At 62.0% G+C, this 21,903-nt stretch carries 17 protein-coding genes; 2 read left to right on the forward strand and 15 right to left on the reverse strand.

The genetic code is table 11. The features are described from left to right. Positions 1-81 precede the first annotated feature (81 nt). The 6 genes from DKK75_RS03885 to lepA form a co-directional block, all read right to left on the reverse strand. The gene (locus tag DKK75_RS03885) at positions 82-921 is read right to left on the reverse strand and encodes an ABC transporter ATP-binding protein (RefSeq protein ID WP_110452130.1); all 840 of its coding nucleotides are present in this window, start codon (positions 919-921) and stop codon (positions 82-84) included. Between the two features lie 2 nt (positions 922-923). Continuing rightward, a complete protein-coding gene (locus DKK75_RS03890) occupies positions 924-1,376 on the reverse strand; it encodes a tripartite tricarboxylate transporter TctB family protein (RefSeq protein WP_110452131.1) in 453 nt (150 codons plus the stop codon). A gap of 45 nt (positions 1,377-1,421) precedes the next feature. Next, complete coding sequence (locus tag DKK75_RS03895) at positions 1,422-2,969, reverse strand: glutamate synthase subunit beta (RefSeq protein WP_110452132.1); 1,548 nt, start codon at positions 2,967-2,969, stop codon at positions 1,422-1,424. Position 2,970: 1 nt separating this feature from the next. Further along, on the reverse strand, positions 2,971-7,545 hold the full coding sequence (gltB, locus tag DKK75_RS03900) for a glutamate synthase large subunit (protein ID WP_181414441.1): 4,575 nt from the start codon (positions 7,543-7,545) through the stop codon (positions 2,971-2,973). A 123-nt stretch (positions 7,546-7,668) separates the two neighbouring features. Further along, complete coding sequence (gene hemW, locus DKK75_RS03905) at positions 7,669-9,012, reverse strand: radical SAM family heme chaperone HemW (RefSeq protein WP_110452134.1); 1,344 nt, start codon at positions 9,010-9,012, stop codon at positions 7,669-7,671. A gap of 4 nt (positions 9,013-9,016) precedes the next feature. Further along, positions 9,017-10,882, reverse strand: coding sequence for a translation elongation factor 4 (gene lepA, locus DKK75_RS03910; RefSeq protein WP_110452303.1), 1,866 nt, complete (start codon positions 10,880-10,882; stop codon positions 9,017-9,019). A gap of 157 nt (positions 10,883-11,039) precedes the next feature. Here lepA and rpsT point away from each other — a divergent pair, with 157 nt between their 5' ends. Then, the gene (gene rpsT / locus DKK75_RS03915; RefSeq protein ID WP_110452135.1) at positions 11,040-11,300 is read left to right on the forward strand and encodes a 30S ribosomal protein S20; all 261 of its coding nucleotides are present in this window, start codon (positions 11,040-11,042) and stop codon (positions 11,298-11,300) included. A 40-nt stretch (positions 11,301-11,340) separates the two neighbouring features. Here rpsT and DKK75_RS03920 read toward each other — a convergent pair whose 3' ends face one another. The 3 genes from DKK75_RS03920 to DKK75_RS03930 form a co-directional block, all read right to left on the reverse strand. Then, on the reverse strand, positions 11,341-12,135 hold the full coding sequence (locus tag DKK75_RS03920) for a trimeric intracellular cation channel family protein (RefSeq protein WP_110452136.1): 795 nt from the start codon (positions 12,133-12,135) through the stop codon (positions 11,341-11,343). 181 nt (positions 12,136-12,316) lie between these two features. Then, entirely contained in the window at positions 12,317-13,444 is a 1,128-nt protein-coding gene (locus DKK75_RS03925; RefSeq protein WP_110452137.1) for a branched-chain amino acid aminotransferase, read from the reverse strand. Between the two features lie 188 nt (positions 13,445-13,632). After that, entirely contained in the window at positions 13,633-14,256 is a 624-nt protein-coding gene (locus tag DKK75_RS03930) for a 50S ribosomal protein L25/general stress protein Ctc (RefSeq protein ID WP_110452138.1), read from the reverse strand. A 267-nt stretch (positions 14,257-14,523) separates the two neighbouring features. Between DKK75_RS03930 and DKK75_RS03935 the strand changes: the two genes are divergently transcribed. Next, on the forward strand, positions 14,524-16,515 hold the full coding sequence (locus DKK75_RS03935; protein WP_375315000.1) for an AMP-dependent synthetase/ligase: 1,992 nt from the start codon (positions 14,524-14,526) through the stop codon (positions 16,513-16,515). A 6-nt stretch (positions 16,516-16,521) separates the two neighbouring features. Here the strand turns inward: DKK75_RS03935 and era are convergent, their stop codons facing one another. From era to DKK75_RS03965, 6 genes are all read right to left on the reverse strand, one after another. Further along, entirely contained in the window at positions 16,522-17,475 is a 954-nt protein-coding gene (gene era / locus DKK75_RS03940; protein ID WP_110452140.1) for a GTPase Era, read from the reverse strand. After that, positions 17,472-18,884 (reverse strand): hemolysin family protein, encoded by a 1,413-nt coding sequence (locus DKK75_RS03945; protein WP_110452141.1) that lies wholly within the window; start codon positions 18,882-18,884, stop codon positions 17,472-17,474. The genes era and DKK75_RS03945 overlap by 4 nt, the downstream gene beginning before the upstream one ends. Further along, positions 18,877-19,431, reverse strand: a complete 555-nt coding sequence (gene ybeY / locus DKK75_RS03950) for an rRNA maturation RNase YbeY (protein ID WP_110452142.1) — start codon at positions 19,429-19,431, stop codon at positions 18,877-18,879. Before ybeY ends, DKK75_RS03945 begins: the two co-directional genes overlap by 8 nt. Beyond that, positions 19,428-20,639: a PhoH family protein gene (locus tag DKK75_RS08335; protein WP_110452143.1), complete on the reverse strand. Its 1,212-nt coding sequence runs from the start codon at positions 20,637-20,639 to the stop codon at positions 19,428-19,430. Before DKK75_RS08335 ends, ybeY begins: the two co-directional genes overlap by 4 nt. A 40-nt stretch (positions 20,640-20,679) precedes the next feature. Continuing rightward, positions 20,680-21,027, reverse strand: a complete 348-nt coding sequence (locus tag DKK75_RS03960; protein ID WP_110452144.1) for a histidine triad nucleotide-binding protein — start codon at positions 21,025-21,027, stop codon at positions 20,680-20,682. 71 nt (positions 21,028-21,098) lie between these two features. Then, positions 21,099-21,899 (reverse strand): 16S rRNA (uracil(1498)-N(3))-methyltransferase, encoded by an 801-nt coding sequence (locus DKK75_RS03965; RefSeq protein WP_110452145.1) that lies wholly within the window; start codon positions 21,897-21,899, stop codon positions 21,099-21,101. Between the last annotated feature and the right edge of the window lie 4 nt (positions 21,900-21,903).

A 21,903-nucleotide genomic window follows, 5' to 3' on the forward strand; every position in this document is an offset into this window, starting at 1 on the left:
TCTATACCCGCGCCTTGGTAAACGAATTTGCTATTCCTTGAGCTGATACGGGCGTGTCAGAACGACGATGGCCAGTGGCGTTCAGACGGCGAAGGCACCCCAGCGTCCGTCGCGGTGAACCACAGTCAGGTCCAGACCGAAGAGCGCGCTCAAGCGTGGACCGGTCAGTCCTCCCTCCAGCGGACCCTGGTAGACGATAGTGCCAGGATCCGGATCGCCTGTATCTGCAGTGTCGACAGGACGTCGACCCATCATGGCTATCCGATCGAAGCCGAGGGGGATCTCCTCAAGCCGGTGGGTAACCAGGATGACCGTGCGGTCCCTGTCCTCCCTGCCGATGTCGCTTAAGGCTCTGAGCACCAGCTCCCGGCCGCCCAGGTCCAGACCGGTGGTCGGTTCGTCCAGGATAAGCAGGTCGGGATCGGCCATCAGGGCCCGGCATATCAGCACCCTGCCGCGCTCCCCCTCGGAGAGTCGGTACATGCGCTTGCCCTTGAGGTAGGCGATGCCGAACCGGTCCATCAGAGCCAGGGTGGCCTCCTCCTGATCAGGTGTGAAGGTCTCCCTCCAGCGTCCTGTGGTGTCGCTGAAGGCAGTGAGCACTACGTCGTAGGGATCCTCCTGGGGGCTGATGGTCTTGGCCAGGCCGGCCGATGCCAGCCCTATTCGATGCCGGTATGAGAAAACGTTCACCTTGCCCAGCCGATTGCCCAGGATCTCTACACTGCCAGTGCTGGGAAAGCCTCGTGTGCTCATCATGGCTACAAGGGTGGATTTGCCCACGCCGTTGGGCCCGAAAAGCACCCACTTCTGCCCGGAGCCCACCTCAAGGTTCACATCGTCGAGAATGACCCGGCCCTGCCTGCGGAATCCCACATGCTGCATGAGCACAGCCTGCTTTTCTGCCACGCTTTGGGTCATGCTCACAGAGCCGTTCCGTATGAGTCCAGACGGGAATTGTCCCGGTTGCCGCCGACTAGGAAGAGCCCCAGCACGCCCAGGCAGAAGACCGCCGCGATGGCGATGGTGGCCCAAATGGGAACATGGGGCAGCCACATGCAGACCAGGAAAGCCAGGCCGGAGCAGATGATCATGGCCCAGACCAGGATTCGCAGCCATTGACGCACGCCGCTAGGAGCTCTGAGCAGACGGGGATTGCGGTCGTTGGGGTCCACCGAGCCCTTCTGCACCAGGTTATCGGCGTGCCCAGTGGGCTTCCATTCAGCGCCCTGGCCGGCCTCCAGCCGACGGGAGCGCTCCTGCAAGGCCCGTTCGTCCATCACTCCGGCCCTGCCCTTGGCGGTCATCCTCCGGTCGTCGCTGCCGCCACGGCGGCTCCGCTTGGCCTGCGCCCTACGTTCAGCGCGGTTGGTCATATCCCACTGCCTCCATCCCTTCGATCGGCACCATACCTTTTCATATTAGCGTGGGCGCCGGTCGGCCGCTGGCAGGGTCATTGCGCGCTCATCGGCTCGGATGGGGGCGGGCAATTCGGTGGCGCCTGTCAGATACCGGTCAACTGCCGCAGCGCAGGAGCGACCCTCGGCCAGAGCCCAGACCACCAGGGACTGACCACGTCCGGCATCGCCGCACACGAAGATGCCGTCGCGGTCGGTCGCGTAGTCAGTATTCCGGGCCACATTGCCACGCCCGTCCAGCCCTACGCCGGTCTGTCCGGTCAGGGTGGCCGTCTCTGGATGCGCGAAGCCAATGCTGATCAGCACCAGGTCGGCAGGCAGGACCCGCTCGGTGTCAGGATGGAGAATGATTCGGTCTTGATCGTCACGACTGACGTCCACCACGCGAACGCCGCGCACCTGTCCTTCATGGTCCCGGTCGAAGCCGGTAGGGGCGCTGGTCTGGTTCAGGCTGATTCGGTCATCGACTTCGTCACCCAGATACTCCAGGCTGTCCACCGCATACTCGTAATGGCCGCCCTCCTCCATTGAGGAGGTGGGATTATAGAGCCGGGCGTAGGTTGGCCAGGGCCGGTTATCAGGCCTGGAAGAGGGTTCCCGGGGCCGGATCTGCAGGATGGTAACCGATTTGGCGCCCTCGCGAAGTGCCGTGCCCAGGCAGTCTGACCCAGTGTCGCCGCCGCCGATGATGATGACGTCCTTGCCAGCAGCATTGATGTTGTTGATGGGCTCACGGCCCATGAGCTTACGGGTGGGATCGGGCAGGAAGTCCATGGCGTAGTGGATCCCCTGCAAATCCCGTCCGGGCAGATCCACGCGCCGGGGTTCGGTGGAGCCGATGGCCACCACCAGGGCGTCATAACGGGACCGCAGCTGGTCCCATCCAAGGTCTCTGCCCACCTCGACACCCGTGCGGAATCGGGTCCCCTCGGCTTCCATCTGTTCCAGCCGGCGGTCCAACAGAGACTTCTCCAGCTTGAAGGCGGGAATGCCATAACGCAGGAGCCCACCTATGGCATCGGCGCGCTCGTAGACCACCACCGTGTGCCCAGCCCGGGTCAGCTGCTGGGCGCAGGCCAGCCCTGCAGGACCGGATCCGACCACAGCCACGGTCATGTCGGTCAGCCGTTGTGGCGGTCGAGGCTTGACCAGGCCCAGGGACCAGGCCTGGTCGATGATGGTCTGCTCGTCCAGCTTGATGGTAGTGGCCGGCTGATGGATGGAGAGCACGCAGGAGGACTCGCATGGAGCCGGGCAGATCCTTCCGGTGAACTCCGGAAAGTTGTTGGTCAGGCTCAGCCGTTCGTAGGCCTCCTCCCAGCGTCCCCGGGACAGCAGATCGTTGAACTCGGGGATCAGGTTGCCTAGAGGACAGCCGGTCATGCAGAAAGGGGTGCCGCAGTCCATGCAGCGGGCAGCCTGCTCGGCGGTCCAGGGCCCAGGGCCAGAGGACTGGTGTACGTCGCGCCAGTCCTTGAGACGTTCAGCGACCGGACGCTCGGCGAGTTCGTGCCTGGTGCGTACCTTGAGGAATCCCTTGGGATCGACCATGTCAGTGCGCTCCTTCCATGACCTGGGCGTAGGTGGTGTCCCAGACGCCGGGCTCGTTGAAGTCGACCTGCTCGCGTTCGGCCTCTTCCATGGCCTTCTTCATGGCCCGATAACGACGAGGGACCAGATGAGTGAACCGGGCAAGTGCGCTCGGCCAGTCCTCAAGCAGGGCAGCTGCCGCGGTTGAGCCGGTCAGTCGGACATGCTCGGCTACCAGTTCCTTAAGCATGGCCGCCTCGTCCTGATTGGGCTCCAGGGCCAGCAGAGAGCCGTCATTCCAGGCTTCAGGATTGAGTCGGGAGGTATCCATATCCAGCAGGTAGACGTCCCCTCCCGAGAAGCCTGCACCGAAGTTGCGCCCGGTGGGACCCAGAACAACCACCAGGCCGCCGGTCATATACTCGCAGCCGTGGTCGCCCAGGCCCTCTACCACGAAGCGGCCGCCCCCGTTGCGTACGGCAAAACGCTCCCCGGCCCGTCCAGCCACGAACATATCGCCCGAGGTGGCACCGAATCCTGCCACATTGCCGCAGATGACAGTCTTATGCGGGTCGAAGCGCACGCCTTGGGCAGCATGGAGAACCAGACGACCGCCGGATAATCCCTTGCCTGCATAGTCGTTGGCTTCGCCGACCACCTGAATGGTCTCGCCTTTGGGGATGAAGGCGCCCAGGGACTGTCCGGCAGAACCTGTCAGCGTGATGTCCACGGTGTTCGGCGGCAGGCCGGCTGCGCCGTATTTGCGAGTGATCCTGTAGCCCAGCATGGTGCCCACGCTCCGGTTGACGTTGCGCACGGTCGTCTTGATGGCTACCGGTCGGCCCTCATCCAAGGCATCAACAGCCTGATTGATCAGGTCCGCATCCAGGGACTTGTCTAGTTCGTGGTCCTGGTCTTGGGTATGGTGCAGTACGGTGCCGGGAGTGGGTCCTGGCTTGCGCAGGATGGCATCCAGGTCAATGCCCTGGCTCTTCCAGGTGTGCACGGAGGGGTCCCTGCGCAGGCACTCCACGTGGCCGACCGCTTCCTCCAGGCTGGCGAAGCCCAAGGATGCCAGGATCTCCCGCACCTGGCGGGCCATGAACATGAAGAAGTTGACCAGATCCTCGGGCCGACCGGTAAAGCGCGAGCGCAACTCCGGATCCTGGGTGGCTATGCCCTGAGGGCAAGTGTTCTTGTGGCAGGCCCGCATCATGACGCAGCCCTCAACCTGAAGTGCCGTAGTGGCGAAGCCGAACTCCTCAGCCCCCAAGAGGGCGGCTATGACCACGTCGCGGCCGGTCTTGAGCTCCCCGTCGCACTGGACGACGATTCGCGAGCGCAGGTCGTTCATGACCAAGGTCTGCTGGGTTTCAGCCAGGCCCAGTTCCCACGGGGTTCCTGCGTGCTTGATTGCATTGAGCGGGGCTGCTCCCGTTCCACCGTCCTGGCCGGAGATGAGGACCACGTCGGCATGGCATTTGGCCACGCCTGCGGCCACGGTTCCCACCCCGTGCTCGGAAACCAGCTTGACGTGGATGCGAGCCCGCGGGTTGGCCATCTTCAGGTCATGGATGAGCTGCTTCAGATCCTCGATGGAATAGATGTCATGGTGGGGCGGAGGCGATATGAGCTCGACTCCGGGTGTAGACCGTCTGACCTGGGCGATCCAGGGCGGGACCTTGGCGCCGGGAAGGTGCCCACCCTCGCCAGGCTTGGCTCCTTGAGCCAGCTTGATCTGTAGGTCGGTGGCCGAGACCAAGTAATCACTGGTCACCCCGAATCGGGCCGAGGCCACCTGCTTGATACGGCTGGTCCTGGCAGGATCTGCAATCCTATCCGGGGACTCGCCCCCCTCTCCCGAGTTGGACCTGGCTCCGAGCCGATTCATAGCCAAGGCCATGGTCTCATGGGCCTCCTGGGAGATGGACCCGTAACTCATGGCTCCGGTGGAGAAGCGAGTGACGATGGACTTGGCGGCCTCAACCTGATCCAGCGGAATAGGCGCCCTGTCGGAGTGCAGCTCCATAAGGCCTCGCAGGGTCATGCCGTTCTTGGCCGCTGCGTTCACATGGTCCGTATAGGCCCTGAAAAGTCCGTAGTCGCCACGCTTAGTGGACTGTTGGAGCAGAAAGATGGACTCGGGGTCATTAAGGTGATCCTCACCGGTGCGCCGCCAGTGATAGTTGCCTCCTGTCTCCAGATCATGCCCCGAGCCTGCGGTCCATTCAATGGGGTAAGCAACCCGATGGCGCTGGGCCACCTCGGCGGCGATCTCATCCAGTCCTATGCCGCCCACCAGGGAGGTGGTGCCGGTGAACCAGCGGTCGATGACCTCTTGGCTCAACCCGACGGCCTCGAAGAGCTGTGAGCCACGGTAGGACATAATCGTGCTGACGCCCATCTTGCTCATGATCTTCAGGACCCCGGTGCTCAGGGCCCGGACCAGATTGTCGGAGGCTTTCTGGGCATCGACGTGCAGGTCCCCGTGGTTAGCCAGATTCTCCACAGACTCAAGAGCCAGGTAGGGGTTAACGCAGGCTGCGCCGTAGGCAATCAGCAGGGCCACATGATGGACCTCACGCACGTCACCAGCTTCCACCGCCAGGGAAACCTGAGTGCGTGTGTGCCGACGCAGCAGGTGATGCTGGACGGCCCCGGTCAGTAGCAGGGAGGGTATGGGTCCCCAGATGTGGTTGGAGTCCCGGTCGGACAGAACAAGCACGTTGCAGCCCTCTTCGATGGCCTGATCCACCTCTCCTTCGATGGCTTCCAGACGCTCCTCAAGGGCCTTGCCCCCGCCGGCCACCTGGTAGAGGCCACGAATCAGACGGGGGCGGAAGCGGCCTTCCAGGATCGGAGCCCGGTCCAGACGCTTGATCTGAGCCATCTGGACGGAGTCCACCACAGGCAGGTCGATGTGAATCTTCCAAGCATGCTCCGGAATGTCCTCCAGAAGGTTGGGTTCAGGGCCGATGGCCGAGGCGATGCTGGTCACCAGTTCTTCGCGCTCCCAGTCCAAGGGCGGATTGGTGACCTGGGCGAATTTCTGGGTGAAGTAGTCGAAGAGCATGCGGGACCGGCGTGAGAGCACAGCGATGGGCGCATCATTGCCCATGGACCCGATCGGTTCACTGCCGGTTTCAGCCATGGGCCCCAGCAGCATGGTCAGATCCTCCCGTGTGTAGCCGAAGGCCTGCTGTCTGCGGTGAACCGAGATGCGCGAGTAGTTGACATGCTCGCGCTCGGGCAGGTCGTCCAGGCGGACGGTACGTTCGGAAACCCACTTCCTATAGGGGTGCAGACTGGCCAGCTGGTGCTTGATCTCGCTGTCAGGCACTATCCGTCCCTCTTCGGTGTCCGCCAGGAACATCCGTCCTGGCTCCAGTCTGCCCTTGGCGACGATGGACTCCTGGGGCGTATCCTCTAGAACGCCGGCCTCCGAGGCCAGGACCAGGTGGCCGTCATCGGTCAGCTGCCAGCGGCCTGGACGCAGGCCATTGCGGTCCAGCTGTGCGCCCACCAGGGTTCCGTCCGTGAAGACGATGGCCGCCGGACCGTCCCAAGGCTCGATCAGGGTGTCGTTGTACTGGTAGAAGGCCTTGAGGTCCGGGTCCATGTCCGGATCCTGCTGCCAGGCCGGAGGCATCATCATGGAGACGGCATGGGGCAAGGACCGTCCGGCCAGATGGAGCAGCTCCAGCGTCTCGTCGAAAGTGCCCGAGTCGGAAGCACCAGGGGTGTTGACCGGCAACAGCGGGGCCATGTCGCCGAGAAGCTCCGAGCTCAGCTTTCCCTCGCGAGCTGACATCCAGTTGCGGTTGCCCTCAATGGTGTTGATCTCCCCGTTGTGGGCGATCATCCTGAAGGGCTGGGCCAGGGGCCAGGAGGGGAAGGTGTTAGTCGAGAATCGTGAATGGACGATGGCCAGGCGGGCCTTCATGGCCGGATCGCTCAGATCAGGAAAGAAGCCCTGCAGCTGCTTGGTGGTCAGCATGCCCTTGTAGGTGATCGTACGGCAGGACAGGGATGCAAAGTAGACGCCCAATTCGTGCTCGGCCCGCTTGCGGACCCGGTAGCCCAGCCGCTCCAGCTTCAGCCCTCCGCGGCCATCCGGCCCGGCGTCGCACATGATGGGCATGAGGAACCGAGGCATAGAGGCCAGAGCCTGCAGACCCAGTCCGTCCGGGTTGGTGGGCACTGACCGCCAGGCCAGGACTCGCAGCCCCTCCTGACCCGCAATCGAGGCGATGGCCTCCTCCTGGCTGGCAGCCTGCGCCGGATCCCTATCAAGGAAGGCCATACCCGCCAGATAGCGACCGGCTTCTGGCAGATTCCGGCAGACACGGTTGCGCATGAACTCGTCAGGCATGGAGAGCATGATGCCGGCCCCGTCACCGGTATTCGGCTCTGCTCCCACAGCCCCGCGATGATCCAAATTGACCAGGACGCGGATGCCCTGCTCGACGATCAGTCTTTCATCCCGTCTGTTGAGGGTGGCCACCATGCCAAAACCGCAGGCATCGTGTTCCGTGTCAGGGTCATAAAGCCCTTGGGGGCCATGGACATGCAGATCGAGAGGGGCTGTGAATGACACCGCAATCACCTCATTCGTGGACGCGGGCAGGGCCAACATGCTCCACCCTTGAAGAGCCTGGTCATTGGTGAATCAACAGAATAATCCATCCACAGGTGACATCTGTGTAACGTTCCGCAGTATTTAACGAATTCCGACAGCCTCCAGGACCTGATCGATGACCAGATCGTTGAGCAGACGGCCCCGGCGGGTCACTTGGATTCTGCTATCTACGGGCAGCAGGAGTCCCTGATCGGCCAGCTCTTTAAGAATTTTCTGGTCAGCCGGACGACCAGCCAGCCTGGTCAGCCTATCCAGCTGAAGACCTTCAGGAAGACGCAGGGCCAGCATGACCGTCTCCTCCAGGTCCTGCCTCCAACCCAGAAGCTCGGCATCCTGCCAGGGGACCCGTCCGGCATCCATGGCAGCGGCCCAGTCCCTAGGGTGGGCGATGTCCCAGGAGCGAATAGCCCGGGCATGCCGCTCCCCCGGACCCGGTTCGGGCGAAAGCCACCAGCGCGCCCCAGGATCGACATCTTCCGCTGCTACTTTTCCTGTGGCCCTGAACCCAGGCGAAATGGACGGCATGGGCGTTTGCTCCCAGGCTTCTTCCACCTGTGCCATGCCTGTCTTCTGGGCCTCCAGACTCCGATAATGGGAATGGGCGCCGGGCCCTATGCCAGCCCAGTCCACGTTGTGCCAGTAACCCAGGTTGTGGCGGCTCTCCTGGCCGGGACGGGCCCAGTTGGAGATCTCATACCAGTACAGGCCCGCCTGGGAGAGCATGTCGTCGGCCATCTCGTATTTGGCAGCCTCGTCATCGTCATCGGGGGCGGGCAGTTGACCCTGGCGTACGGCGCGGCCCATCTTGGTGGCGGGTTCAAGGGTCAGGGCATAGGCGGAGACATGGTCCACCCCAAGGTCCAGGGCCGCCTGCAGGCTGGCTCGCCAATCCTCAAGCCTCTCCCCTGGCGTACCGTAAATCAGATCCACGCTGGCTCTGAGACCCAAGTCCTTGGCAGCGGCCACATTAGTAGTCACATTAGCCGGGGTATGGGTGCGGTCCAAGGTGGACAGGACGCTGGGCACCGCTGACTGCATGCCGAAGGAGACGCGGTTGATGCCACCTTGGAGCAATTGCTCCAGGTAGGCCCGATCCACGGTGTCGGGGTTGGCTTCGGTGGTGACCTCGGCCTCGGGGGAAAGCCCCCAGAGATCGGCTACAGCCTCGACCATGCGCACCAGATCCTGGGCGGGCAGAATAGTCGGGGTGCCTCCGCCGAAGAAGATAGTGGACACGGGCGGCTCTATCAGCCCTCGGGAGGTCTGCCAGTCCCGAACCATACGCATCTCCTGGATGGCCAGGTCGGCGTAGTGCTCCCGGCTGGCGCCCCCGCCCAGGTCGCTGGCCGTATAGGTGTTGAAGTCGCAGTAGCCGCAGCGGCGCATGCAGAAGGGTACATGGATGTAGACCTGGTAGGATCCCACCCGTTCAGCCCTCCTTCCTGGCGGCGGCCCGGATCTTGTCCTTGGTGTCCCGATCCTGGGCCTGGCCCGTGCTCAGGGCAGCGATGAAGGCCTCCTGTGGCACTTCGACGCGACCCAGCATCTTCATGCGCTTCTTGCCGGCCTTCTGCTTCTCCAGCAGCTTGCGCTTGCGGGTGATGTCGCCCCCGTAGCACTTGGCCAGCACGTCCTTGCGCAAGGCGCTGATGGTCTCCCGGGCGATGATCCGGGACCCTATGGCCGCCTGGATGGGGATCTCGAACTGCTGGCGCGGAATCAGCTTGCGCAGCTTCTTGGTCATCATCACCCCGTAGGCATAGGCTTTGTCCTTGTGGACGATAGCCGAGAAGGCATCGATCTTCTCCCCCTGGATAAGAATGTCCACCTTGACCAAGTCAGCGGACTGGGTCCCGTCGGGCTGGTAGTCCAGGCTGGCGTAGCCCTTGGTCCGGCTCTTCAGCTGATCGAAGAAGTCGAAGACGATCTCAGCCAGGGGCATCCTGTAGTGCATCTCGACGCGCTCGGGGCTCAGGTACTCCATGGTCCCCATCTGTCCGCGATGGTCCTGGCAGAGCTCCATGACCGGTCCGATGAACTCCTTGGGAGTGATGATGTCGGCGCTGACCACCGGCTCAAGAATCTGACGAACCTTGCCATCGGGGAACTCGCTGGGGTTGGTCACCGTGTGCTCGCCGCCGTCCTCCATGGTCACCTGGTAGGTGACATTGGGGGCCGTGGCGATCAGGTCCATGCCGAACTCCCTGCTCAGGCGCTCGGTGACGATCTCCATGTGCAGCAGTCCCAGGAACCCGCAGCGGAAGCCGAAGCCCAGGGCCACCGAGGTCTCCGGCTCGTAAACCAGAGCGGCATCGTTGAGCTTGAGCTTGTCCAGGGCATCGCGCAGCTCAGGGAACTGGGCGTTGTCAATGGGGAAGAGCCCGGAATAGACCATGGGCTGGGGGTCCTGGTAGCCAGGCAAGGGCTCCTTGGCCGGATTGGCCTCAGTGGTGACCGTGTCACCCACTTTGGACTGGCTGACATCCTTGACGCCCGTGATCACGTAGCCGACCTCACCGGCACCAAGGGCCTTGGTGGGGGTCATGTCCGGGCTGATCACGCCCAGCTCGATAGGGTCGTGCACGGTCCCCCGGCCCATCATGCGAATCTTCTGGCGCTCCTTGAGCTCGCCGTCCACCATCCTGATGTAGGTGACGATTCCCCGGTAGGAGTCGTAGACCGAATCGAAGATCAGGGCCCGAGCCGAGGCCTTGGGGTCTCCCTTGGGAGCCGGTATCTGGTCCACGATACGATCCACCAGCTCACGGATTCCCTGGCCAGTCTTGCCTGACACTCGCAGCACATCATCCGCGGAGCAGCCGATCAGGCTGGCGATCTCTTCGGCATGCTTGTCCGGCTCAGCCGAAGGCAGGTCGATCTTGTTGAGGACGGGGATGATGGTCAGGTCATCCTCCAGGGCCATGTAGAGGTTGGAGAGGGTCTGCGCTTCGATGCCCTGGGTGGCGTCCACCAGCAGAACCGCCCCCTCGCAGGCTTCCAGGGCCCGGGAGACTTCGTAAGTGAAGTCCACATGGCCGGGGGTGTCAATCATGCCCAGGGTGTATTCGACACCGTCCTTGATCCAGGGCAGCCGAACGGCCTGGGACTTGATGGTGATGCCGCGCTCCTGCTCGATGTCCATCCTGTCCAGGAACCGGTCGTGCATCTCGCGCTTGGGCACGATCCCGCTCAACTGTAGGATCCGGTCGGCCACCGTGGATTTGCCGTGATCGATGTGGGCGATGATGCAGAAGTTGCGGATCAGCGATTGGTCGGTGAATCCTGGTTGGTTCATGGCGTCCTGCACCGGTCTGCTCTCCTCACGTACGTCTGGTCTAACGATTCTAGACGATGCCCTGGGCCGAAGCGCCCGCCTCTGGCGGATTCTTCTCCCGGTCGAGTGCTACTATGGTGGGTTGTCTGTACAGATACATTCATCGTTTGGAGCAACATTGGCAAACATCAAGTCGCAGAAGAAGCGGGTCATCACCAACGAAAAGGCGCACCTGCGCAACAAGGAGGTCAAGAGCGCGATCAAGACCTCCGTGCGTTCCGTGCGCAAGGCCGTAGATGCAGGTGACAAGGAGGCCGCTCAGGCTGCCTACCAAGTGGCTGCCCGTCGTCTGGACAAGGCCGCAGGCAAGGGTGTGATCCACCGCAACCAGGCTGCCAACCGCAAATCCGGTCTGGCCAGCGCCGTTAACGCCCTCTGAGTCGGATGCCCCATGGGGGCCGGTGATCCAAGCGCTTGGATCACCGGCCCTTTTTGGTATCCGACTCCCCTGCTGGGTCCTCGTCGGTGTGCTTGATGGTGACGCTGATGTTCGACCGGCCACGCATCAGATGACGGATAGCCCTGGCCAGCTGGGCATCGCTGAGCGGCAGCCGAGCCAAGCGGCGATCAACCGCCCCAGGCACCAGGATGTCGAATTTCACCGAGATGATGCGCAGGACGACCACCAGGGCCACAATGGCCAGGTCCAAGGCCATGTCGACCCGAACCGGATAGAACCCGTGCTGTTGGGCGCGCGTGGAGGCCAATGTCAGCAGACAGCCGATCAAGGAAGGCAGGGCATACCAGTGCTGGTCCTGAATGATCGCAGGCACCTGGTTGAGAAGGATATCTCGCAGCAGGCCCCCGACCAGGGCCGTGGCCATGCCCATGAAGATGGCCGTCATGCCCCCGGTTCCGCTCATCAGCGCCTTGGAGGTCCCGTTGACCGCGAAGGATCCCAAAGCCATGGCATCGGTGACCAGCATAGACCAGGTCATCCTGCTGATTTCAGGATGGGCGACAGCCACTACCAGGCCCGAGGCCAGCGTGACAATGACCGAGCCCTTGTCGGTGATGCCGCTAGGCGGCACCTGGCCCAGCAGAACATCGCGGACCACACCGCCTCCCAGAGCGCTGATCCAGGAGACGAGCAGGATGGCGATGATGTCGTAGCCCTTGCGCACAGCAGCCAGGCCACCCGAAAGTCCGCAGCTGAAGATGCCAAGGTACTCGATGACCATGAAGATCAGATTCCCCTCCAAGGCGGTCTTCATCCCCTGCTTCTCCTCCCGGAATCGTCTCGCACTCAAGTCTGTTCATAGATTAGCCAACCCCGCAGTTGAACAGGCCGGTCATGTGCCCAAGGCCACAAATATGAATGAAAACGGCTCAGGGCGAGTACCGCCCGGAGCCGCCTTCGTTGTAGGATCTGTCAGACAGGAATGAGGTCAGCGCTCAGCAGACCTTCCACATCCAGTCGTGCGGGTCTTCGATCTCGCCCAGCTGGATGCCCAAGAGCTCGTTGCGCAGGTCCATGGTGACCTTGCCTGAACCGCCGTCCGCCACCTGAACGTCGAAGTTCTCGGACTTGAAGCGCCCGATGGGAGTGATGATGGCGGCGGTTCCGCAGGCGAACACCTCGGTGACCTCGCCCGAACGGATATCGTCCAGCAGCGTATCCAGACGGATCATGGTCTCCACCACATCCCTGCCGTGGTCCTGAGCCAAAGCGATCAGGGAGTTGCGGGTGACGCCCGGCAGAATGGTTCCGGTCAGGCTAGGGGTCTCCAAGTGTCCGTCCTTGTGGACGGTGAACATGTTCATGCCGCCCAGCTCCTCCAGGTAGGTCTTGGTGGCAGCATCGACGAAGCAAACCTGCTCGCAGCCATGCTCGGCCCCACGGTTCTCGCCAAGCAGGGAGGCCGCATAGTTGCCGCCGCACTTGGCGAATCCGGTGCCACCGGGGCCGGTGCGGAACCACTTGTCCTCCACCCAGATGCTGACCGGCTTGACGCCGCCGGCGAAGTAGGGTCCCGAGGGCGAGGCGATGACGCAATAGTCCACCGCATGCGGGGCGCGCACGCCCAGGAAGGGTTCAGATGCGAACATGTAAGGACGCATATAGAGCGTGTACTCGCGCCGCTTGGGCACCCAGGCCGCGTCACGACGAACCAGGGCTGCGACCGACCCTAGGAAGTCCTTCGGATCAAGCGGGGGCAGGGCCAGGCGCTTGGCTGAGTTGTAGAAGCGCTGAGCATTGGCATCGGGACGGAAGAGCCAGATGGAGCCGTCTTCGTGGTAGTAGGCCTTGAGTCCCTCAAAGGCCTCCTGGGCGTAGTGAAGCACCGAGGCTCCCGGATCCAGACTGAGCGGTCCATAGGGCTCAACCCTGCGATCCTTCCAGCCGTCATCCGAAGTCCATGCCATATGGGTCATGTTGTCTGAGAAGAGCTGACCGAATGCAGGCTTGTCGATCAGCCGGGCACGCTCCTCGTCAGAGGCGGGATGATCGTTGGGAATGACCTTGAAAGCGTCCGCCAACTCATTGAGTGCCTTCGGGTCATGATGTGATTGCTCTGCCATTATCTACCACTTCTTCTTGCTACTGTATTTGGTTGCTCGGGTGCGATGCTTGTGGCGATGCCCGGTACCCGAACTATCGCATAGGCAGGCCTTGACCTGTTCAGCGGATTTCGCATAGTGACCGTCTTAGACAAAAAGGCCACAGGATCGTGATGATCCCATGGCCTTCGCAGATCGAACCTCCGGGTTCACTCGCTCTGGTCGTCGGCCTCCGGAGCAGCTTCCGCATCGGTCTGTTCGGTTTCCTCGGCGGGGGTCTCCAGGCTCTCCTCCTTGGGGATCTCGACAGAGACGATGGAGTCCTCCATGTCGTCGATGATCAACTCGGAGCCCTCGGGCAGCTTGATGTCCTTGGCCAGAATCTTGTCGCCCTCGGACAGGCCTTCGACACTGATATCGATGCGCTCGGGCAGGTTGGACACATCGGCCCGGACCTGCAGGTTCTGGGTGTCGATCAGGGCCACGGCAGCACCCTTGGTCTCGCCGCTGACGAAGACAGGCACTTCCACGGTGACCTTCTCTCCGGCGCGAACCTCATAGAAGTCGATGTGCTCCACCTGGCGCTTGACCGGGTTGCGCTGCACATCCTTGACCACGGCCGTCTTGGTCTGCCCGCCAAAGCTAATGGAGAAGAGAGCGTTGGCACGACGCAGGGCCAGCGTGGTCTCGCGCATGGGCAGCTTGATGTAGTCTGGCTGGGCGCCGCCAGCGTATATGGTGGCGGGGATCTGCTGGGCCACGCGCATGCGGCGTGCCGCCCCCTTGCCGAATTGGTCGCGAACTTCGCCCTCGAGCTTAATGGTGTTAGCCATGCTGGCTTCCTTTCTTGAGTGGTACCTACAAGACCGACCTGGGCCGGTCCTGGCGCATCGCCGCGTCGGATTCCGGACCGCCCAAAAGGAAAGGCCGCCGATGATCCAGCCGAGTCGATAACGGAGACCGTGAAGGCCTCCCTCGCCAAAGCAACGTGCCTACTTTAGCACCGGGACCGTCCTTCTCCAAGTAGGCGGCTATTCTGGACATATCCCGCGATTATTGAAGGAGACAACGTGTCGTTACTAGCATCGGTCAAATCTTTTGTGGCACACCAGGTGGGTCATGGGGAGGGACCGACTGGCGAGGAGAATGCAGATCCGTCACAGGGCGCGCCCCGGACCGCCGAGGAGTCTCTCGCTCTGCCCAACACGCATTTCTGGTCGGCCGACTACGCGACCACCACGCGCATGGATCCGACATCCGGTCTGCTATCAGCCACTACTGCCGGCATGGGACCGGTGCCTGACGAGATGACTGTCTACGACATCTACGCCGACCGAGCCCGTCGCACCCCAGACCAGCCGGTCCTGCACTTCATGGAGAACGGGAGCTGGACTTACCGTACCGGCCGAGAGATTCTGCATGACATCAGGACCACCGCCAAGGGCTTCATGCACTACGGGCTACAGAAGGGCGATGCAGTCGCCTTCATGTGCAGGACCAGCTACGAGTGGGACATCGTGGACGCCGCCGTACTATCCATCGGCGGGGTCATCGCCACCATCTACGACACCGATTCAGCTGAGCAGATACGATTCATCGTCAACAACTCCGATGCCAGGCTGCTGGTGGTGCAGACCAGCGAGATGCGAGCCAAGGCCGAGGGAGCAGACAAGGAGTGCCCAACCCTGGAGCGCATCGCCTGTCTGGAATCCGGGGCTCTGCAGGAGCTTCAGGCTTACGGAGAATCGGTCAGCGATGCCGAGCTCGACGAGCGGATCAACTCCATTCGCAAGACCGACCTCTGCTCCATCGTTTACACCTCCGGTTCCACAGCAGCGCCCAAGGGCGTGGAGATGACTCATGAGCATTATTGTCAACTGGCCAGAAACCTGAACGCCTTCATCCCCAATCTGACCCATGACCCAAATGGATCCATCCTGCTCTTCCTGCCCCAGGCCCACACCTTTGCTCGGGCTATCAGCTACGGGGTCGTGTACGGGACTATGCACGTATACATCTCCTCCGGACTGGCCACTCTGCTGTCCGACCTGCAGGAGTCCAAGCCTACGGTCATCATCGGCGTGCCCAGGGTATTCGAAAAGGTCTACAACGCCGCTTCCCAGAAGGCTGGTCACGGCATCAAGGGCAGAATCTTCAACGGTGCCGCCAAAGCAGCACGCACCTACATGGAGGACATCTCCCGTCAGGGCTGGCCGACCAGGCGCAGCGCCCTGCGGCGTGCTCTCTACGACCCGCTGGTGTACTCTTCTCTGCGTCAGGTCCTGGGCGGGAGGGCCAAGTGGATCGTCTCCGGAGGCGCTCCCCTGGACCCGGAGCTGCTGGGGTTCTTCCGCGGCTCCAATGTTCCGGTCTATGAGGGCTACGGTCTGACCGAGACTACCGCACCCTGCGCATTCAACCCTCTTGGTACCCCCTACCACAGAGGCTCAGTGGGCATCCCCTTCCCGGGATTCACTATCCGCATCGCCTCAGACGGCGAGGTGCAGATCAAGGGAATCTGCGTATTCCACCGGTACCACAAGAACGATGAGGCTACCCGTGATTCCTTCACCGAGGACGGCTGGTACGCCACAGGCGACCTGGGACGGCTATCCCGTGACGGATTCCTCTTCCTGACCGGGCGCAAGAAGGACCTGATCATCACGGCTGGCGGCAAGAACGTCTCCCCAAGGCCCATTGAGGAGGTCATCGAGCGTTCCGAGATCGTCTCCCAGGCCCTGGTTCTGGGTGACAAGCGCCCCTTCATTTCGGCTCTGGTCACCCTCAACGAGTCCGCCCTGCGACCCTGGCTGGCCTCCAAGGGGCTGGATCGCAACATGTCCCTGCAGGAGGCGGCGCAGAACGCCGTGGTACGGGCCGAGGTCCAGGAATATGTGGACAGGGCCAACGAGGGCGTCTCCCGGGCCGAGTCGGTGCGCAAATTCATCATTCTGCCCGAGGAGTTCACCCAGGACAATGGGCTGATGACACCTTCTATGAAGGTGATCCGGCCCAAGGTCATCGAGCGCTACGCCGACCTGCTGAATACTCGAATGTACACGGCCAAGCGCACACCGACACCTCGCCGCTGAACAAGATCAGAACCCCAGGCGCTCCAGCTGCCTGGGGTCGGTCTGCCAGTTGCGAGCCACTTTGACGTGCAGATCCAACCGGACCTTGCGGCCCATGGTTCGGTTGACGGCGGTGCGCAGCTTCTTCTTCACCCGCACCAGATGTTCAGCCCCGCGCCCGATGACGATAGGTTTTTGGGAGTCGCGCTCTACATAAATGCCTATATGAATCGTGTCCCGCCCGCCCTCTGGATCCGGGTCGATGGACTCCACGCGAACAGCCAGGGAGTGCGGCAGCTCGTCATCAAGCTCCTCCAGGTAGGCTCCTCGGACCATTTCGGCGATCATATCCTCGGGACGCTCCTCAGTCAGCTGGTCGTCAGGGTAGAGCTGAGGGCCCTCAGGCATAGCGTCGATCAGCACCTGTGCCACCTCGTCCACGTTGTCGGACTCCAAGGCACTGACCGGAACGATCTGCGAGAAATCAGCAAAGGCGCTGATCTCCAGGAGCTTGTCCACCAGCCGGCCCTTGTTCAGCTGGTCAATCTTGGTCACTAGGGCAATAAGCGGCCTCCGCCAAAGCCACTTGCCATCCTTGTCCTTGCGGGCGAATTCGGAGCGCAGTCGGCTAAGAATGCGACGATCGCCTGGGCCGATGGCCTGGTCGGCCGGCAGCAAAAAGGCAATGGCATCCACGTCCGACAGGGAGGATTCCACCACGTCGTTGAGCCGCTGACCCAACAGGGTACGCGGACGGTGAATGCCTGGCGTATCCACCAGGACCACCTGAGCCTCGGGACGGGTCATGATTCCCCGGATGGCCTTGCGGGTAGTCTCCGGCCTTGAGGAAGCAATGGCAATGGGCCTGCCCACCAGAGCGTTCATGAGCGTGGACTTGCCCACATTGGGTCGGCCCACTACCGCCACGAACCCCGATCGATGGACCGGCGCCTTGGCCCCGCTCTGTTCTTCCTCGGTCATGAATTCTCCTGACTGTCCTGCACGGGTTGATCCCCGTCGGCTTTCTCGTCTTCTTGCTCCGCACCGTCCTCCAGAGCGATGCTGGATCCATTGGCTGGCTCTACCACAATAGTGGCAATCTTCTTGCGGCGGCCCACGGCTTCGCCAGCGGTCAGCCTGATTCCGCGCGTCACCGCCGATGAGCCAGAGACGGGCACTGAGCCAAGCAGCTTGGTCAGCAGACCATAGACCGTATCCACATCATCCTCGTCAATGGTGATCTCGTAGAGCTCCTCCAAGTCGGCAATGGGCGTGCGGACCGGCAGCTGCCAGGTGTGCGTACCGATCTGCTTGGGTTCATCATGCTGGACCCGGTCGTGCTCATCCTCCAGCTCGCCCACAATCTGCTCAATGGCATCTTCAATGGTGACCAGGCCAGCGATGCCTCCATACTCGTCCACAACCACGGCCAAGTGGTGGCGGGAGCGCTGCATGTAGTGAAAGAGATCGTCCACTGGCTTGGATTCTGGAACCAGAACGGGCCGACGGATAATGGAAGCGACTGATCTGTCGCCTCTGTGATTGAAGGCTATGGCACGGACAACATCCTTCAAGTAGACGATGCCGACCAGATCATCCACGTCGTCCCCAATGGCGGGAATGCGGGAGAATCCCGATCTAGAGAAGAGCTTCAGGGCCGAATCCAGACTGGCGTCCTTGGAGATGCAGATCATGTCGGTGCGGGGAACCATGATTTCGCGTGTCAGCGTGGTCGACAGGGTCAACACGTTCTTCAGCATCTCAGAGATCTCGGGATCGAAGGCGCCGGCCTCCACCAGTTGATCGACCATGGCTCGACCCTGCTCGATCTGGATCTTCTCCAGCTCCTCGTCGTCGGAAAGGTCGCCGCGATGGTTTTTGCGGGAACGGGCTTCAGCCTGCCGCCGACGCTTGAAAGGTGTAAGGAGAACAGCCAGCCCGACCAGGCGAACGTGCTTGAGCAATGCTTCCATGGGCTGACGTGAACGGCCACGAGGACCCAGGGTGACGGAGACCGCAGCCACCAGGATGGCCATGGCGACCCCGCACAGCAGCTGCTCCCAGAGGAATAGACCGCCAAGAGCAGCCATGCAGGCCACCAGGACGCCGACCATGATGTCGCAGATGATGCGCACAAAGGCGCAGGCACTTCCCGTCACTTGCCGCTGGGAGATCAGACTCTGGGCTCGATGAATCCGATCGATCCGCTTCATTCTGGAGAACTGGCTGAGCTCCTGGTCGGTCTGCAGACCCAAAATCAAATTGTTGAGACTGGATCGGGTCACACGATTGAGCGCCCCTTGAGCCTCGGCCAGTGCAAGGGAGAGAACGACCAAAGCGATGGCGACTAGAGCCAAAACCACTATTGCGGCAATTGCCTGCTCACTCATGGGATCCGCCTTTCTGGTGGGCATCACGACCGAACCGCTCATAGATCTCCAGAGCATTGACGGCCCCGGCCGGCAGACCGGCATCCGCGATGGGTCCCTGACGCAAAGCGAGGAAGGTCAGCAGCAGCTGACGTTGCAGACCGAACATCTGCGCCTCCTGCTCCTTGCCGACGTGGTCATACCCCAGCAAGTGCAGAGTCCCATGGATAGCGAGCAGCAGCATCTCTTCCATGGTGGAATGGCCTGCCGCCAGGGCCTGTTGAGCCGCCACCCAGGGACAGATGACTATATCCCCTAGGATGCCCTCCTGCCGATGGTCCTCGTCGCCTGGGCGCAGCTCGTCCATGGGAAAGCTCATGACATCGGTTGGGCCCGCCAGGTTCATCCAGCGCTCGTGCAGCACCGCCATGGGCTCGGGATCGTTGAAGAGGATTGTCATGTCGGACTGGGTGCTCACACGCATCTGATCCAGTACCCATACCCCCAGGTCGGAGAAGGTCTTGGCATCAATCAGCCACTGGGTCTCGTTGGTCACTTCTACGCTCATGCCTGCCCCCGTCCCCGGCTGCGGGCCTGATCGGAGCGGTCGTAGGCCCGGACAATCTGCCCGACCAGCCTATTGCGTACCACGTCAGCCGCCTGTAGATGTACGAAGGCGATATCGTCGATGCCATGGAGAATCTCTTCTATGGTGGCCAGACCCGATGCGGGGCCGCCCAGATCCACCTGGGTGACATCGCCGGTGATGACCATTTTGGTGTTGAAGCCCAAGCGGGTCAGGAACATCTTCATCTGCCTGCGAGTGGTGTTCTGGGCCTCATCCAGAATGACGAAGGCATCGTTCAGCGTGCGCCCGCGCATATAAGCAAGCGGGGCCACTTCGATAGTCTCATCGGCCAGTAGACGATGAAGACGCGTGGCCCCCAGCATATCGGCAAGGGCATCGTAGAGGGGTCGCAGGTAGGGATCAACCTTCTCATTAAGCGTGCCAGGCAGGAATCCCAGGCTCTCCCCTGCCTCCACGGCCGGCCGGGTCAGAATTATGCGCCCGGTGCGCCCAGCCCGGAATTCCTGAACGGCCTTGGCTACCGCAAGATAGGTCTTGCCGGTGCCGGCTGGACCGATGCCGAAAGTGATGGTATGCGTTTCGATGGCGGCCACGTAGGCTGACTGGCCAGCGGTCTTGGGCCTGATCGGACCCTTGGCGGCCTGGGTCAAGGGACGGCGACGAACTGCCGAGCTTGCTATCTTACGGGACTGGTCGGCATCTTCAAGGGGGCTGCCCCCCTCCGGTTCTGCAATATCTGCCCTCCGATAATTGCGGTCTACGTGAGTATGGTCTGTCGTATTGCGGTCCTGGATTTTGCAGTCTGCAAAGGTTTGATCTGCGGTATTGCTGTCTGTAATTTTCTGCTCTTCTGCCGAATCGGCATCGGCGGACTCCACCGGATGTGAACCATTGTTAGCGTCTGCGGTCCCTAGACGGCGGTGGTCCAGTATTCGCCCCACCTGATCGGCATCCACAGGGACTTGGTCGGCGGTCTGCATGAGTTCTGACAGCAGGTCCCTGATCTGTGCCGCCTGGACATCGCCCTGCCGATCCTGGGCCCGCAGCATGATCCGGTTGCCCCGAACCAGAATGGACACGGCCGGAAAGGCACGCTCGATCCTGTCGATGACTGCATCCTCCGGCCCCAGCACCTGAACCGGGTCGATCCCCTCCGGAATCTCCAAGGTTCGCGTAGTTACCGCCACGGATTCCCTTCCTGCACGATGACGATGGTGAATGCGGGCCTCACTCGGGAAGCACCTGTCCGGTCAGAACGTGGGCGTGGACGTGGAAGACCGACTGGCCGGCATCCTCTCCCGTATTGAAGATCAACCGGTAGGCTCCATGGAAGTCCTGGTCGGCGATTCGCTGCGCCACCTGGACTATGCGGGCCAGGGTATCGGGATCCGCCTTGGCCAGTTCGGCCACCGATCCGTAGTGGTGGCGCGGGACGATCAGGACGTGGACGGCTGCCTTGGGGTTGGCATCCTTGAAAGCGTAGACGGTCTCATCCTCATAGACTTTTTCGCTGGGAACCTCTCCCGCCACGATTCTGCAGAAAATGCAGTCCTCCTGTCGATCGTCATCGCTCATAGCCACTCCTTACCGTTTGCTGACAATGCTGTTTTCCATTTTATGGTCGAGGACGTATATTGCGATCTACTTCATGCGCTGGGCTCAGGGGCTTCTGAATGCCAGCGGCCCATCATATCCGCCAGCAGAGTCAGGGCCACAGGTCCAGCCAGAGCCGCCCTGAGTATGTTGCCTCCCAGCCTCACCGGCAGGGCCCCCTGCCTCATCATGGCCTGGACCTCCTGATTGGCAATCCCACCCTCGGGACCCACAACCACAGCAACTGACGAGCCATCTGGCAGCTCGCCAACACGTTTACGGACCGCATCCCACCCAAGGTCGGCATCCTGGTGCAGAACCAGCACTAGGTTTCCCTGATTGGTTGCCATCCGGCACCAAGCGGCTAGACCATGGCTGTCTACCTTGCCCAGTAGTCGAGGACGGTAGGCCCTCCGGCTTTGCTCAGTGGCTGCGTCCAAGGTGGCCTGCCAGTGGCGGTCGTTGCGACCAGTCCGCCATTTGGCAATGGATCGATCAGCCTGCCAGGGCATGACCTGATCGACCCCGATCTGGGTGGCCATGTCGATGGCCTGCTCGTCCCTGCCGCCCTTGGCCAGGGCCTGAACAAGAACCAGTCCCTTCTCTGGAAGTGCCTGGCGGCCCACAGCGATGACCTCCACCAAACCGGTCGAAGCATCCCTGACCAAGGCACTGATCCGCAGTCCGTTTCCGTCTGAAAGATCCAGCTGATCCCCGTTCTGCAGCCTCATGGAGCCCAGAGCATGGCGACGAATATGCTCGGGCAGGGTCAGACGCCAGCCAGTGTGAAGCTCGTCGCTGGCCAGTGGGGAATCATCGTGGTCGGGATCCAGCAGAAAGAGGGGTGCAGTCATGGTG

This window comes from Bifidobacterium asteroides (assembly GCF_003202695.1).
GTDB lineage: Bacteria > Actinomycetota > Actinomycetes > Actinomycetales > Bifidobacteriaceae > Bombiscardovia > Bombiscardovia asteroides_G.